Origin of the sequence: Streptomyces sp. NPDC059852 (assembly GCF_042731455.1) — a bacterium.
Classification (GTDB): Bacteria; Actinomycetota; Actinomycetes; order Streptomycetales; family Streptomycetaceae; genus Streptomyces.
This window is the reverse complement of sequence record NZ_JBHWJK010000002.1, coordinates 172,700-185,191: the sequence shown is the minus strand read 5'-3', so window position 1 is coordinate 185,191 and position 12,492 is coordinate 172,700. Positions and strand designations below refer to the sequence as shown.

Genomic DNA, 12,492 nt, shown 5'->3' with positions numbered 1-12,492 from the left:
CGCCCGCTGCCTACCTCGACACCATGGTCGCCTCCGGCCTGCGGGGGAGGGGCGTCGGGACCGAACTCATGGCCGTCGCCGCCGTCCGCTCACCCCGTCATCCCGTCACGTCCCGCCACGCCTGCGGGATGCCCTCCGCCACGTCGTGGGCGGCCAGCGGGGCGCCGTCCGCCGCGAACCGGGCCGACAGGCCGTGCAGATAGGCCCCGGCGCTCGCCGCGTCCAGCGGGGCGAGGCCCGCCGCCAGGAGGGAGCCGGTGAGGCCCGACAGGACGTCGCCGCTGCCGGCCGTGGCCAGCCAGGAGGTGCCCGTGGGGTTCACCCGGACCGGGCCGGTGCCCCCGGCGCCGGCCACCAGGGTCGTGGACCCCTTCAGCAGGACGGTCGCCGTGTAGCGCGCGGCCAGCTCCCGGACCGACGTCAGCCGGGCCGCCTCGACCTCCTCACGGGTGACGCCGAGCAGCGCCGCCGCCTCCCCGGCGTGCGGGGTCATCAGCGTCGGCGCCGTCCGCGCCCGTACCGCCTCCGGGTCCGCCAGCCGCAGCCCGTCGGCGTCGATCAGCACCGGCACGTCCGTCGACAGAACCTCCGCGACCGTCGCCGCGTCGTCCCCGGCGCCCGGCCCGACCACCCACGCCTGGACCCGCCCGGCCTTCCGCGGCCCCCGGTCCGACACCAGCGTCTCCGGGAACCGGGTGATCACCGCGTCCCCGGCCGGGCCGACGTACCGCACCGCGCCGGCCCCGCCGCGCAGCGCCCCCGACACCGCGAGCACGGCGGCCCCCGGATAGCGCGCCGAACCGGCCGCGATGCCGACCACGCCCCGGCGGTACTTGTCGGACTCCGCCGCCGGCACCGGCAACAGCCGTGCCACGTCCGCGTGTTGCAGTGCCTCCAGCTCCACCGCGTCGTGCGGCAGCGCCAGCCCGATGTCCACGAGTCGCACCACACCGGCGTGTTCGCGGGCCGGGTCGATCAGCAGTCCCGGCTTGTGCGTGCCGAACGTGACGGTGAGGTCCGCCCGCATCGCCGTCCCCCGCACCTCGCCCGTGTCGGCGTCCACACCGCTCGGCAGGTCCACCGCGACCACCGGCACCCGGGCCCGCCGCGCCGCGTGCGCGAGCGCCGCCGCCTCCGGGCGCAGCCCGCCCTTGCCGCCGATCCCGACGATGCCGTCCACGACGAGGTCGGCGCGCTCGACCAACTCCCCGCCCGCGTCGGCCCCCGCGCTGCGGCCGCCCGCCTTGTGGAGCGCGGCCAGGCCGCCGGGGTGCGCCCGCTCCGGGGAGAGCAGCACCGCCGTGACACCCGCCCCGCGCCGGGCCAGCCGGGCGCCGGCGTACAGGGCGTCACCGCCGTTGTCGCCGCTGCCGGCCAGCAGCACGATCCGGCGGCCGTACACCCGGCCCAGCAGGTCCGCGCAGGCCGCGGCGAGTCCGGCCGCCGCCCGCTGCATCAGCGCGCCCTCGGGGAGCCGTGCCATCAGCTCCCGTTCGGCCGCCCTCACCGTCTCCACGCCGTAAGCAGTCCGCATACGACCGAGTCTGACGCACCGGGCCGCGCCCGGCCCATCGAATCAGCCCTCGGCGATCACCACCGCCGAGGCGACCCCGGCGTCATGGCTGAGGGACACGTGCCAGGACCGGACGCCGAGTTCGGCCGCGCGTGCCGCCACCGTGCCGCGCACCCGCAGCCGGGGCCGCCCGCTGTCCTCGACGTAGACCTCGGCGTCGGTCCACAGCAGGCCCGCCGGTGCGCCGAGCGCCTTCGCGAGCGCCTCCTTGGCGGCGAAGCGCGCGGCGAGCGAGGCGATGCCCCGGCGTTCACCGCCGGGCAGCAGCAACTCACGTTCCAGGAACAGCCGTTCGGCCAGGCCCGGCGTGCGGCGCAGCGCCGCGTCGAACCTGTCGATCTCGGCCACGTCGATGCCGACCCCGATGATGCTCATGGCGAGCACATTACGGTTCCTCCTTCGGGTGACCCCGCCGCGCGGCGCCTCCCACCGGGCCCGGCGGGCACGCTTCCCTGTGCGCATGATCAGCGGACGTATCGCCTGCCGGAGCATCGCCGTGATGCTCGCGGCGGCCTCCCTGCTGCCCGTGGGCAGCGCCTCGGCGGACCCCGAGCCCCCGGCCACCGGACCCGGTGCCGGCCTCGTACCGGGTGTCCCCCTCGACATGCTCCAGCTCGCCCCGGCCGACACCGCGGACCAGGCCCTGCCGCCGAAGGTGTACGAGCCCAGCGCCGAGGAGGACGCCGTCGAGCCGAAGGCCGCCCCCGACGCCACGCACGACCTCGTCGAGTACGTCACCCCGATGGACGCCCTCGGCGGCGTGAAGTGCAGCGACGAGGACGGGCCGTACCAGCGCGAGGTCGAGCGGTGGCTGGGGCGGACGGTGGACGGCGAGCAGTCGCCCGCCGACTGCCGTGCCATCCGGCGCTTCCAGGTGAAGCACGGGATCAAGCCCGCGATCGGCTTCGCGGGTCCCGTCACCTGGGCCACCATGCGGCTGGAGTCGGCCCGCAAGAACCCCAACGCCGCCAAGAAGTGCCCCGTACGGGCGTACCGGGTCGCCTGCGTGGACCTCGACCGGCAGATCGCCTGGGTGCAGACGGGCCGCAAGGTCGTCTTCCAGCCGGTCTCCGTGCGCAGCGGACGCAAGGGCTACGGCACCCGCACCGGATGGCACCGGATCTACTGGCGGCACAAGAACCACGTCTCGACGCTCTACGACAGCCCCATGCCGTACGCGCAGTTCTTCGACGGCGGCCAGGCCTTCCACGGCGTCTACGGAAGCATCTTCACCGAGGTCGGCTCCATGGGCTGCGTCAACCTGCGCCTGGACGACGCCCGCGCGCTGTGGAAGCTGCTGAGGAACGGCGACCGCGTCTACGTGTGGGGCCACCGCACGGAGGGCTGAGCCCGGCGCGAGGGGTCCGGCGCGACGGCGTCGCCGGGCCCCTCTGAGACACTGGGGGCGCCATGAAAGAGACAGCACCACAGCGGACCGCCCCCGCGCGTGCCCGCGCCGAGATCGACCTGGCCGCCCTGCGGGCCAACGTGCGGACCCTGCGCGGCCGCGCTCCCGGCGCGGCCCTGATGGCCGTCGTCAAGGCGGACGCGTACGGCCACGGGGCGCTTCCCTGTGCCCGCGCCGCGCTGGAGGCCGGGGCGACCTGGCTGGGCACGGCGACCCCCGAGGAGGCCCTCGCGCTGCGGGCCGCCGGGATCCAGGGCGTGCGGATGATGTGCTGGCTGTGGACGCCCGGCGGGCCCTGGCAGGAGGCGATCGAGGCCGACCTCGACGTGTCCGTCAGCGGGATGTGGGCGCTGCGCGAGGTCACGGAGGCCGCCCGGCGGGCCGGGACGCCCGCGCGGGTGCAGCTCAAGGCCGACACCGGTCTCGGGCGGGGCGGCTGCCAGCCCGGGGACGACTGGGCCGAGCTGGTCCGTGAGGCGCTGTGCGCCGAGGCCGACGGACTGATCCGGATCACCGGGCTGTGGTCCCACTTCGCCTGCGCCGACGAGCCGGGCCACCCCTCCATCGCCGCCCAGCTCGACCGCTTCCGGGAGATGACCGCGTACGCCGAGGAGCGGGGCGCGCGCCCCGAGGTGCGGCACATCGCGAACTCGCCGGCCACGCTCACGCTCCCCGAGAGCCACTTCGACCTGGTCCGCACCGGCATCGCGGTCTACGGCATCTCGCCGAGCCCCGAGCTGGGCAGCGCCGCCGACCTGGGGCTGCGTCCGGTGATGACGCTCTCGGCGTCCCTGGCCCTGGTCAAGCAGGTGCCCGGCGGGCACGGCGTCAGCTACGGGCACCACTACGTCACCCCGGGCGAGACCACCCTCGGTCTCGTCCCGCTCGGCTACGCCGACGGCGTCCCACGGCACGCCTCGGGCGCCGGGCCGGTCCTGGTCGGCGGCAAGTGGCGGACGGTCGCCGGGCGGGTCGCGATGGACCAGTTCGTCGTCGACCTCGGCGGGGACGAGCCCGAGGCGGGCGCGCGGGCCGTGCTGTTCGGCCCCGGCGACGGCGGGGAGCCCACGGCCGAGGACTGGGCGCAGGCCGCGGGGACCATCGCGTACGAGGTCGTCACGCGCATCTCCGCGCGCGTTCCCCGCGTCTATGTGGACGAGAGCCGGTAGCCGCGGCCGCCGGTTCCGGGAGGAACCGCGGTGTGTGCCGCCACGCGGTTGCTACCAGTGAGTACATTCATGTGAAAGAGGAACGAGAGGGGTACCCCGTAGCGGGACCCCTCGCACCACGGGCACCGTCCACCACCGTCGTCACACCGGCACCGGACCCAGCGAAGAGGAGCGGTACGTGAGCGAGAGCAGCGCGGAGGCCGCCGTCGCGGCCGTCGCCTCCGCCTCGGGGGCGGCCGCGAGCTGGCGCAGGGCGACCGGTCTCGCCGGCGCCGCGATAGGCGTGATCGCGGCCGGCGCGGCCGCCGGTGTCGCCATAGAGCGGATGACCGTGGGCCGTGGCATGCGCCAGAGGGCACGCCTCGCCCTCGACTCGGCGGGGCCCTACGGCTCGCTGCGCGGCACCCCGGGCAAGGCGTACGCCGACGACGGCACCGAGCTGTACTACGAGGTCGACGACGTCGACCCCGACTCCGCGCCCGCGCTCAGCCCTCGCCGGCGCCGGCTGTTCGGGCGCAAGGCGCCGGCCCCCGTCACCGTCGTCTTCAGCCACGGCTACTGCCTCAACCAGGACTCCTGGCACTTCCAGCGGGCGGCGCTGCGGGGCGTCGTGCGCACCGTGCACTGGGACCAGCGCAGCCACGGGCGGTCCGGGCGCGGGGTCGCCCAGACGCAGGAGGACCGGCACGTCGACATCGAGCAGCTGGGCCGGGACCTGAAAGCCGTCATCGACGCGGCGGCGCCCGAGGGCCCGCTCGTCCTGGTCGGGCACTCCATGGGCGGCATGACCGTGATGGCGCTCGCCGACCAGTACCCCGAGCTGATCCGCGAGCGCGTCGTCGCCACCGCTCTCGTCGGTACGTCGTCCGGGCGGCTCGGCGAGGTCAACTTCGGGTTGCCCGTCGCGGGGGTGAACGCCGTGCGCCGTGTGCTGCCGGGCGTCCTCAAGGCGCTGGGACAGCGGGCCGAACTGGTGGAGAAGGGGCGGCGGGCAACCGCCGACCTGTTCGCGGGGATCATCAAGCGGTACTCGTTCTCGTCGCGGGACGTGGACCCGGCCATCGCCCGGTTCGCCGAGCGGATGATCGAGGGGACGCCGATCGACGTGGTCGCGGAGTTCTACCCGGCGTTCGCCGACCACGACAAGACCGAGGCGCTCGCCCTGTTCACCGAGATGCCGGTCCTCGTGCTGGCCGGCGTCGGCGACCTGGTCACCCCGAGCGAGCACAGCGAGGCCATCGCCGACCTGCTGCCCGAGGCCGAACTGGTGCTGGTGCCGGACGCCGGTCACCTGGTCATGCTGGAGCACCCGGAGGTGGTCACCGACCGCCTCGCGGACCTGCTCACCCGCGCGGGCGCCGTGCCCGCAGGGGCTACGGTTAGTGGCTATGGAAGCACCAGCAGCACCGCACAACGCGGGTGACCTTCAGCTGACCGTCACCTCCCCCGAGCAGATGCGGGAGCTCGGCCGGCGACTCGCCAAGCTGCTGCGCGCCGGCGACCTCCTGATGCTCAGCGGGGAGCTCGGCGCGGGCAAGACGACGCTGACCCGGGGGCTCGGCGAGGGCCTGGGGGTCCGGGGCGCGGTGACGTCCCCGACCTTCGTGATCGCCCGGGTCCACCCGTCGCTCGGCGACGGCCCGCCGCTCGTGCACGTCGACGCCTACCGGCTGTCCGGCGGCCTGGACGAGATGGAGGACCTCGACCTGGACGTCTCGCTGCCCGAGTCGGTCGTCGTCGTGGAGTGGGGCGAGGGCAAGGTCGAGGAGCTGACCGAGGAGCGGCTCCAGGTCGTGATCCACCGGGCCGTCGGCGACACCACCGACGAGGTGCGGCAGGTGACGGTGACCGGGCTCGGCGAGCGCTGGGCGGCCGTGGACCTCAGCGTGCTGTCCGCCTGACGCCCTGCGGGCCGGGGCCGGCCGCGAGTCGTTCCGACAACGTGTCGGGAAAACGTTGCGTTCGTGGTCGTGGGCGTGGTCACATGGTAGCCAGCCCGTGGTTAGGCGTGCCTAACCACGCCCGCCCCCGACCTCAGGAGGCGTTCCATGCCGGCACCGGAGAACACGACCCACGGTGAGGCGCGGCCGTACCCGCCGGCCCATGGCGTCCCGCTGTCCGTGCGCGACCTGCTGGCGGCCAACGCCGCCGCGCGGATCGTCTCGACACCCCCGTCAACGCCCGAGCCCCGCCCGGCCGCCGAGCCGCGGCCCGAGGCGGCCTGACCGAGAGCGGTCAGGGGACCACGACCACCGTGCGGCCGATCGTCGCGAACTCCCACATGGCGGTGCCGTCAGCGCGCGACTCGCGGATGCCGCCCGTCCGCGTGGCCGGGTCCGGCTGGGGGGTACCGCCCGGCACGGCCGCGCTGAAGCCGATCGTCACGTCGTCCACCGTCGCGAACCGCACCACGTGCTCCACCGGCAGCCCGTCGGTCCCGGTGACCGAACCGGAGCGCGACCCGACCGTGTAGGTGCCCGGCGCGGGGTCGACCGATCCGGGGGTCACCCGGAACGTCCGCTTGACCTTGTCGCCGTCCCCGACCAGCCACACCCGGTCGTCGCCCAGGGCGTAGACGACCCGCTCCCCGGTTCCGGACAGGGCGGGCAGCGCCTCGGGGTCGCGGTCGTCCCGGGCGGCCGCGGAGGTGCTCGCGCGGAGCGCGCCGTCGGGGCGCTCGCCCAGGTCGGGCGGCATGTTCGCGGCGGCCTGGAAGGTGAGGAGGCCGACCGCCGCGAGGGCGGCCGCGGTCAGGCCCACGACGAATCCGGAACTGCTGCCCGCCACCGTCACCACCTCAGCGTTCGCTCGCGCAACGTGATCACGCCGACCGTAGCAGTCACCGTCCGCGCGACCGGGGCGGCGCTTCCGGAGGCCCGGGCGCCGTAGGCTGTTCGCGTGCTCTTGCTCGCTCTGGATACCGCCACCCCCGCCGTCACCGTCGCGCTGCACGACGGCACGGACGTCATCGCCTCCTCGAGCCAGGTGGACGCGCGCCGGCACGGCGAGCTGCTGCTCCCGGCCGTCGACCGGGTCCTCGCCGAGGCCGGTGTGGAGCTGGACGCCGTCACCGGCGTCGTCGTGGGCATCGGCCCCGGCCCCTACACGGGGCTGCGGGTCGGCCTGATGACCGCCGACACCTTCGGGCTCGTCCTCGGCGTCCCCGTGCACGGCGTGTGCACGCTGGACGGCCTCGCCTACGCCGCCGACATCGAGAAGGGCCCCTTCGTCGTGGCGACCGACGCCCGGCGCAAGGAGGTCTACTGGGCCCGGTACGCGGACTCGCGCACCCGGCTGACCGACCCGGCCGTCGACCGGCCCGCCGACATCGCCGCCGAGGTGGCCGGACTGCCCGCCGTCGGCGCCGGCGCCCTGCTCTACCCCGACACGTTCCCGCGCGCCCACGAGCCCGAGCACGTGTCGGCGGCCGCCCTGGCCGCCCTGGCCGCCGAGCGGCTGGCCGCGGGGGAGGAGCTGCCCGCGCCCCGGCCGCTGTACCTGCGCCGGCCCGACGCCCAGGTCCCCAAGAACTACAAGGTGGTCACCCCCAAGTGACCGGACCCGAGACCGCCCCCGGCGGCGCCGAGGGCCCCGCACTGCGCGAGATGCGCTGGTGGGACATCGACCCCGTGCTGGAGCTGGAGAAGGAGCTCTTCCCCGAGGACGCCTGGTCCCGGGGCATGTTCTGGTCCGAGCTGGCCCACGCCCGCGGGGCCGAGGCCACCCGCCGCTACGTCGTCGCCGAGCAGGACGGGCGCCTCATCGGCTACGCCGGGCTCGCCTCCGCCGGCGACCTGGCCGACGTCCAGACCATCGCCGTCGCCCGCGACCACTGGGGGACCGGCCTCGGCGGGCGGCTGCTGGCCGAACTGCTCCGTGCGGCCACCGAGTTCGAGTGCGCCGAGGTGATGCTGGAGTGCCGGGTGGACAACGTCCGCGCGCAGAAGCTCTACGAGCGCTTCGGCTTCGAGGCCATCGGCTTCCGGCGCGGCTACTACCAGCCGGGGAACGTGGACGCCCTGGTGATGCGACTGACCACAGCGCCCGACAGCGGCAGCGCCGCGGGTGACGACTCCGTACAAGGAACTGAGATCAATGGCTGACTCGCGGGACGAACCCCTCGTTCTGGGCATCGAGACCTCGTGCGACGAGACCGGCGTCGGCATCGTCCGCGGCACCACCCTGCTCGCCGACGCCGTGGCCTCCAGCGTCGACGAGCACGCCCGCTTCGGCGGTGTCGTGCCCGAGGTCGCCTCCCGGGCCCATCTGGAGGCCATGGTTCCGACGATCGACCGGGCCCTGAAGGAGGCGGGTGTCAGCGCCCGCGACCTCGACGGCGTCGCCGTCACGGCCGGTCCCGGCCTCGCGGGCGCGCTGCTGGTCGGCGTGTCGGCGGCCAAGGCGTACGCCTACGCGCTCGGCAAGCCGCTGTACGGCGTCAACCACCTCGCCTCGCACATCTGCGTGGACCAGCTGGAGCACGGGCCGCTCCCGGAGCCGACGATGGCGCTGCTGGTGTCCGGCGGGCACTCCTCGCTGCTGCTGTCCTCCGACATCACCTCCGACGTGCGCCCGATGGGCGCGACCATCGACGACGCGGCGGGCGAGGCGTTCGACAAGATCGCCCGCGTGCTGAACCTCGGCTTCCCCGGCGGCCCGGTCATCGACCGTTACGCCCGCGAGGGCGACCCGGCGGCGATCGCGTTCCCGCGCGGTCTGACCGGCCCGCGGGACCCGGCGTACGACTTCTCCTTCTCCGGTCTGAAGACCGCCGTCGCCCGCTGGATCGAGGCGAAGCGGGCCGCGGGCGAGGAGGTGCCGGTGCGGGACGTCGCGGCCTCCTTCCAGGAGGCGGTCGTCGACGTGCTGACCCGCAAGGCCGTACGGGCCTGCAAGGACGAGGGCGTCGACCATCTGATGATCGGCGGCGGTGTGGCCGCCAACTCCCGGTTGCGGGCGCTGGCCCAGGAGCGCTGCGAGGCGGCCGGCATCCGGCTGCGGGTGCCCCGGCCGAAGTTGTGCACGGACAACGGCGCGATGGTCGCCGCGCTCGGCGCCGAGATGGTCGCGCGCAACCGGGCGGCCTCCGACTGGGACCTGTCGGCGGACTCCTCTCTGCCGGTGACGGACCCGCATGTGCCGGGCAGCGGGCACGACCATGTGCACGAGGTCGGCAGGGAGAACCTGTACTCGTGACCCTGGCCCTGATGTGGGAGGCGCGGGCGGTGCCCGGGCGGGGCGAGGACCTGCTCGCCTGGGCGCGGGCGCAGGAGCTGCCCCGGCCGCCGCTGCGCCGGGAGACCTTCCGGGCACCGCAGGACCGGGTCCTGGTCGTCACCTGGTGGGACGCGGACGCCGACGCGGACGTCCCGGAACTTCCGGAACCCGGCGGCGAGCTGGTCACCCGGGCCGTGCACCGGTGGCGGTTCGAGTCGCTCGGCACGGAGGGTTCCGGCCGGTCCGGCGGCTGAGGGAGCCGTCCCGGGTTGATCCCCGGTTCGAAGGTTTCGTCTTCCGTTTCGAATGTTCCGGGACATGGACTGGGTCGGAGGGGGTTCGTCCTCGGGCCGGGCGGGGTTACGATCGCCGCCATGACAGCCCGTGAGACCGCCGCACCCCGGACGGACGAGCCGGAGAACCGGCCGGCATCGTCGACGGCCCCGACGACCGGCCGGTCCGGGCGGACGGCCACGCTCGCCGAGATCGCCCGCGAGGCCGGCGTCTCGGCGCCGACTGTTTCGAAGGTCCTCAACGGACGCGCGGACGTCGCCCCGGGCACCCGCAGCCGCGTCGAGGAGCTGCTGCGCGCCCACGGCTACCGCCGCCGACGGGCCGAGACCGGCCGCTCGCCCCTGATCGACCTGGTCTTCCACGAGCTGGAGAGCGCCTGGGCGATGGAGGTCATCCGGGGCGTCGAGAACGTGGCCAGGGACGCGGGGCTGAGCGTCGTGCTCAGCGAGAGCGCGGGGCGCCACACACCGGGCCGGACCTGGGCCGACCAGGTCGCCGCCCGCCGCCCGCACGGGGTGATCCTCGTGCTGTCCGGCCTCGACGAGGCCCAGCGGGCCCTGCTGACCAGCCGTTCCATCCCGTTCGTCGTGATGGACCCGGCGGGCGACCCGGGTGCCGACGTGCCGTCCATCGGCGCGACCAACTGGCAGGGCGGCCTCGCCGCCACCCGCCATCTCATCGAGCTCGGGCACCGGCGGATCGGCGCGATCACCGGGCCGTCCCGGATGATGTGCAGCCGCGCCCGCCTCGACGGCTACCGCGCCGCCCTGGAGACCGCCGGGCTGACGGTCGACCAGGACCTGGTCAGGACCGGCGACTTCCACCACGAGACCGGCTACCGGGAGGGCCTGGACCTGCTGCGCCGCCCGGACCGGCCCACGGCGGTCTTCGCCGGCAACGACCTGCAGGCGCTCGGCCTGTACGAGGCCGCGCGGGAGCTCGGGCTGCGGGTGCCGGAGGACCTGAGCGTCGTCGGGTTCGACGACCTGCCGGTCGCGCGCTGGGTCGGGCCGCCGCTGACCACCGTGCGGCAGCCGCTGACGGAGATGGCGGAGGCGGCGGCCAAGCTGGTGCTGGACCTCGCCAGGGAGCAGCCCACGGCGACCAGGGTGGACCTGGCGACGAGTCTGGTGGTGCGCAGCAGTACGGCCCCCGCGCCCCAGCGGTGACACCCGGCGCGAAACATTCGGCTGCCGTCTGAGAGAAGTCTGAGAATTTCGCGAGAAAAGCGGCTCTGGGCTGTCTGGCCATAATAATTCGGACGTACGTTCCTGTCCATGAGGGGACGCGGGCGGGGAACGGGTGGGGACGACGGGGGACGCGGGAGCCGGCGGGCGACCGTGTGGAGAAGGACGGGGATCGCGCTCGCGGCCTTACTGGCCCTGGCGATCGGGGCGGCGGCCTGGGCCTACCGGCATCTCGACGACAACATCACCGGTGTCGACATCGACCAGGCGCTGGGCGACGACCGCCCGCCCCGGGTCATGACGACCCCGTCGCCGTCGGCGTCACCGCTGCCGACGCAGGCGCTGAACATCCTGGTCCTCGGCTCGGACTCGCGCAGCGGCGCCGCCAACAGGAAGCTCGGCGGGGGCGACAGCGGGGGCGCCCGCTCGGACACGGCGATGGTGTTCCACATCGACGCCGGCCGCACCACGGCCACGGTCGTGAGCATCCCGCGCGACACCCTGGTCACCCGGCCGTCCTGCCCGCTGCCGTCGGGTGGGTCGACCCGGCGGGCGTACCAGGCCATGTTCAACAGCGCCTACGCGCTGGGCGGTCCGGTCTGCGCGGTGAAGACGGCCGAGTCGCTGACGGGTGTGCGGATGGACCACTACGTCGAGCTGGACTTCTCCGGGTTCGCGAAGCTGGTGGACGCCCTCGGCGGGGTCACCGTCACCACGGACGAGGACATCCACGACGACGACAGCCATCTGGACCTCGCGGCCGGCACGCACCATCTGGACGGCAAGCAGGCGCTGGCGCTGGCCCGTACCCGGCACGGCATCGGCAACGGCAGCGACCTGGGCCGCATCGAGCTCCAGCAGAAGCTCGTGAAGGCGCTGCTCGACCAGATCTCCTCCACGGACCTGCTCACCGACCCCGCCCGGCTCTACCGGGTCGCCGACGCGGTGACCGGCGCCCTGACCACGGACACGGGACTGGACTCGCTGAGCGAGCTGACCGGCCTCGGGCAGAGCCTGCGCGGGCTGACGTCGGACGGTGTGAAGACCCTGACCATGCCGGTCGTGCCCGCGCCGTCCAACCACAACCGGGTGGTGGCGGACGAGCCGGAGGCGAGCGAGCTGTGGAAGTCGCTGCGCTGAGAAAAGATCTCTCAGGAAATCCCGCAGGACGTGTCGATCCGGCGCCCGGCCGTTCGACGCAGGGGTGAGAGGCCGGGAAGGGCCCGGCCACCGCAGCACGAGGAGTCACCATGCCCCGATACCTGTCGCTCGTGAAGATCGACGAGGCGTCCGCCCCCGCCGAGGGTCCGAGCCCCGAACTGATGCGGCGCATGGGCGAGCTGATCGAGGAGGTCACGAAGGCGGGCGTCATGCTCGACACCGCCGGGCTGCTGCCGTCCGCGCAGGGCACCCGGGTGCACTGGGAGGGCGGCCGGATCTCCGTCACCGACGGGCCCTTCACCGAGGCCAAGGAGGTCGTCGGCGGGTACGCGATCATGCAGTGCAAGGACAAGGCCGAGGCCATCGAGTGGACCACCCGCTTCCTGAAGGTCCACGAGGAGTTCTGGACCGTCACCTGCGAGGTGCGGGAGATCGCCGAGGGGTGACCGCCCCCGCTGGGCCGCCGGGCGGACAGGGTGTTCG

At 74.4% G+C, this 12,492-nt stretch carries 15 protein-coding genes; 12 read left to right on the top strand and 3 right to left on the bottom strand.

Features of this window, described 5'->3' with window-relative positions:
• Positions 1–97: 97 nt before the first annotated feature.
• Both ACFV46_RS03145 and ACFV46_RS03140 read right to left on the bottom strand, forming a co-directional pair.
• Positions 98–1,534: an NAD(P)H-hydrate dehydratase gene (locus ACFV46_RS03145; protein ID WP_385496850.1), complete on the bottom strand. Its 1,437-nt coding sequence runs from the start codon at positions 1,532–1,534 to the stop codon at positions 98–100.
• 42 nt (positions 1,535–1,576) lie between these two features.
• Positions 1,577–1,948: a holo-ACP synthase gene (locus ACFV46_RS03140; protein ID WP_361925684.1), complete on the bottom strand. Its 372-nt coding sequence runs from the start codon at positions 1,946–1,948 to the stop codon at positions 1,577–1,579.
• Positions 1,949–2,033: 85 nt separating this feature from the next.
• Between ACFV46_RS03140 and ACFV46_RS03135 the strand changes: the two genes are divergently transcribed.
• The 5 genes from ACFV46_RS03135 (at position 2,034) to ACFV46_RS03115 (ending at position 6,375) form a co-directional block, all read left to right on the top strand.
• Positions 2,034–2,921 carry a L,D-transpeptidase family protein gene (locus ACFV46_RS03135; protein ID WP_361925686.1) on the top strand — a complete coding sequence of 296 codons (888 nt, stop codon included), beginning with the start codon at positions 2,034–2,036 and terminating at the stop codon, positions 2,919–2,921.
• A gap of 62 nt (positions 2,922–2,983) precedes the next feature.
• Positions 2,984–4,150 (top strand): alanine racemase, encoded by a 1,167-nt coding sequence (gene alr, locus ACFV46_RS03130; RefSeq protein ID WP_385496849.1) that lies wholly within the window; start codon positions 2,984–2,986, stop codon positions 4,148–4,150.
• Positions 4,151–4,328: 178 nt separating this feature from the next.
• Entirely contained in the window at positions 4,329–5,573 is a 1,245-nt protein-coding gene (locus ACFV46_RS03125) for an alpha/beta hydrolase (RefSeq protein ID WP_361925690.1), read from the top strand.
• Positions 5,539–6,051 (top strand): tRNA (adenosine(37)-N6)-threonylcarbamoyltransferase complex ATPase subunit type 1 TsaE, encoded by a 513-nt coding sequence (tsaE, locus tag ACFV46_RS03120; protein WP_361925692.1) that lies wholly within the window; start codon positions 5,539–5,541, stop codon positions 6,049–6,051. Before ACFV46_RS03125 ends, tsaE begins: the two co-directional genes overlap by 35 nt.
• A gap of 147 nt (positions 6,052–6,198) precedes the next feature.
• Positions 6,199–6,375, top strand: a complete 177-nt coding sequence (locus ACFV46_RS03115; RefSeq protein ID WP_361925694.1) for a hypothetical protein — start codon at positions 6,199–6,201, stop codon at positions 6,373–6,375.
• Positions 6,376–6,385: 10 nt separating this feature from the next.
• On the opposite strand, the gene ACFV46_RS03110 is transcribed toward ACFV46_RS03115, so the two are convergent.
• Complete coding sequence (locus ACFV46_RS03110; RefSeq protein ID WP_385496848.1) at positions 6,386–6,937, bottom strand: hypothetical protein; 552 nt, start codon at positions 6,935–6,937, stop codon at positions 6,386–6,388.
• Between the two features lie 111 nt (positions 6,938–7,048).
• Here ACFV46_RS03110 and tsaB point away from each other — a divergent pair, with 111 nt between their 5' ends.
• From tsaB to ACFV46_RS03075, 7 genes are all read left to right on the top strand, one after another.
• On the top strand, positions 7,049–7,705 hold the full coding sequence (tsaB, locus tag ACFV46_RS03105) for a tRNA (adenosine(37)-N6)-threonylcarbamoyltransferase complex dimerization subunit type 1 TsaB (protein WP_283287018.1): 657 nt from the start codon (positions 7,049–7,051) through the stop codon (positions 7,703–7,705).
• A 50-nt stretch (positions 7,706–7,755) separates the two neighbouring features.
• Positions 7,756–8,253 (top strand): ribosomal protein S18-alanine N-acetyltransferase, encoded by a 498-nt coding sequence (rimI, locus tag ACFV46_RS03100; protein ID WP_361925803.1) that lies wholly within the window; start codon positions 7,756–7,758, stop codon positions 8,251–8,253.
• Positions 8,246–9,346 (top strand): tRNA (adenosine(37)-N6)-threonylcarbamoyltransferase complex transferase subunit TsaD, encoded by a 1,101-nt coding sequence (tsaD, locus tag ACFV46_RS03095; RefSeq protein WP_385496847.1) that lies wholly within the window; start codon positions 8,246–8,248, stop codon positions 9,344–9,346. The genes rimI and tsaD overlap by 8 nt, the downstream gene beginning before the upstream one ends.
• Positions 9,343–9,621: a hypothetical protein gene (locus tag ACFV46_RS03090; protein ID WP_376729449.1), complete on the top strand. Its 279-nt coding sequence runs from the start codon at positions 9,343–9,345 to the stop codon at positions 9,619–9,621. The genes tsaD and ACFV46_RS03090 overlap by 4 nt, the downstream gene beginning before the upstream one ends.
• Positions 9,622–9,741: 120 nt before the next feature.
• A complete protein-coding gene (locus tag ACFV46_RS03085) occupies positions 9,742–10,830 on the top strand; it encodes a LacI family DNA-binding transcriptional regulator (RefSeq protein WP_385496845.1) in 1,089 nt (362 codons plus the stop codon).
• Between the two features lie 108 nt (positions 10,831–10,938).
• Positions 10,939–11,988: an LCP family protein gene (locus ACFV46_RS03080; RefSeq protein WP_385496843.1), complete on the top strand. Its 1,050-nt coding sequence runs from the start codon at positions 10,939–10,941 to the stop codon at positions 11,986–11,988.
• A gap of 110 nt (positions 11,989–12,098) precedes the next feature.
• Positions 12,099–12,455 (top strand): YciI family protein, encoded by a 357-nt coding sequence (locus ACFV46_RS03075; protein ID WP_151785429.1) that lies wholly within the window; start codon positions 12,099–12,101, stop codon positions 12,453–12,455.
• The last annotated feature ends 37 nt before the right edge of the window (positions 12,456–12,492 follow it).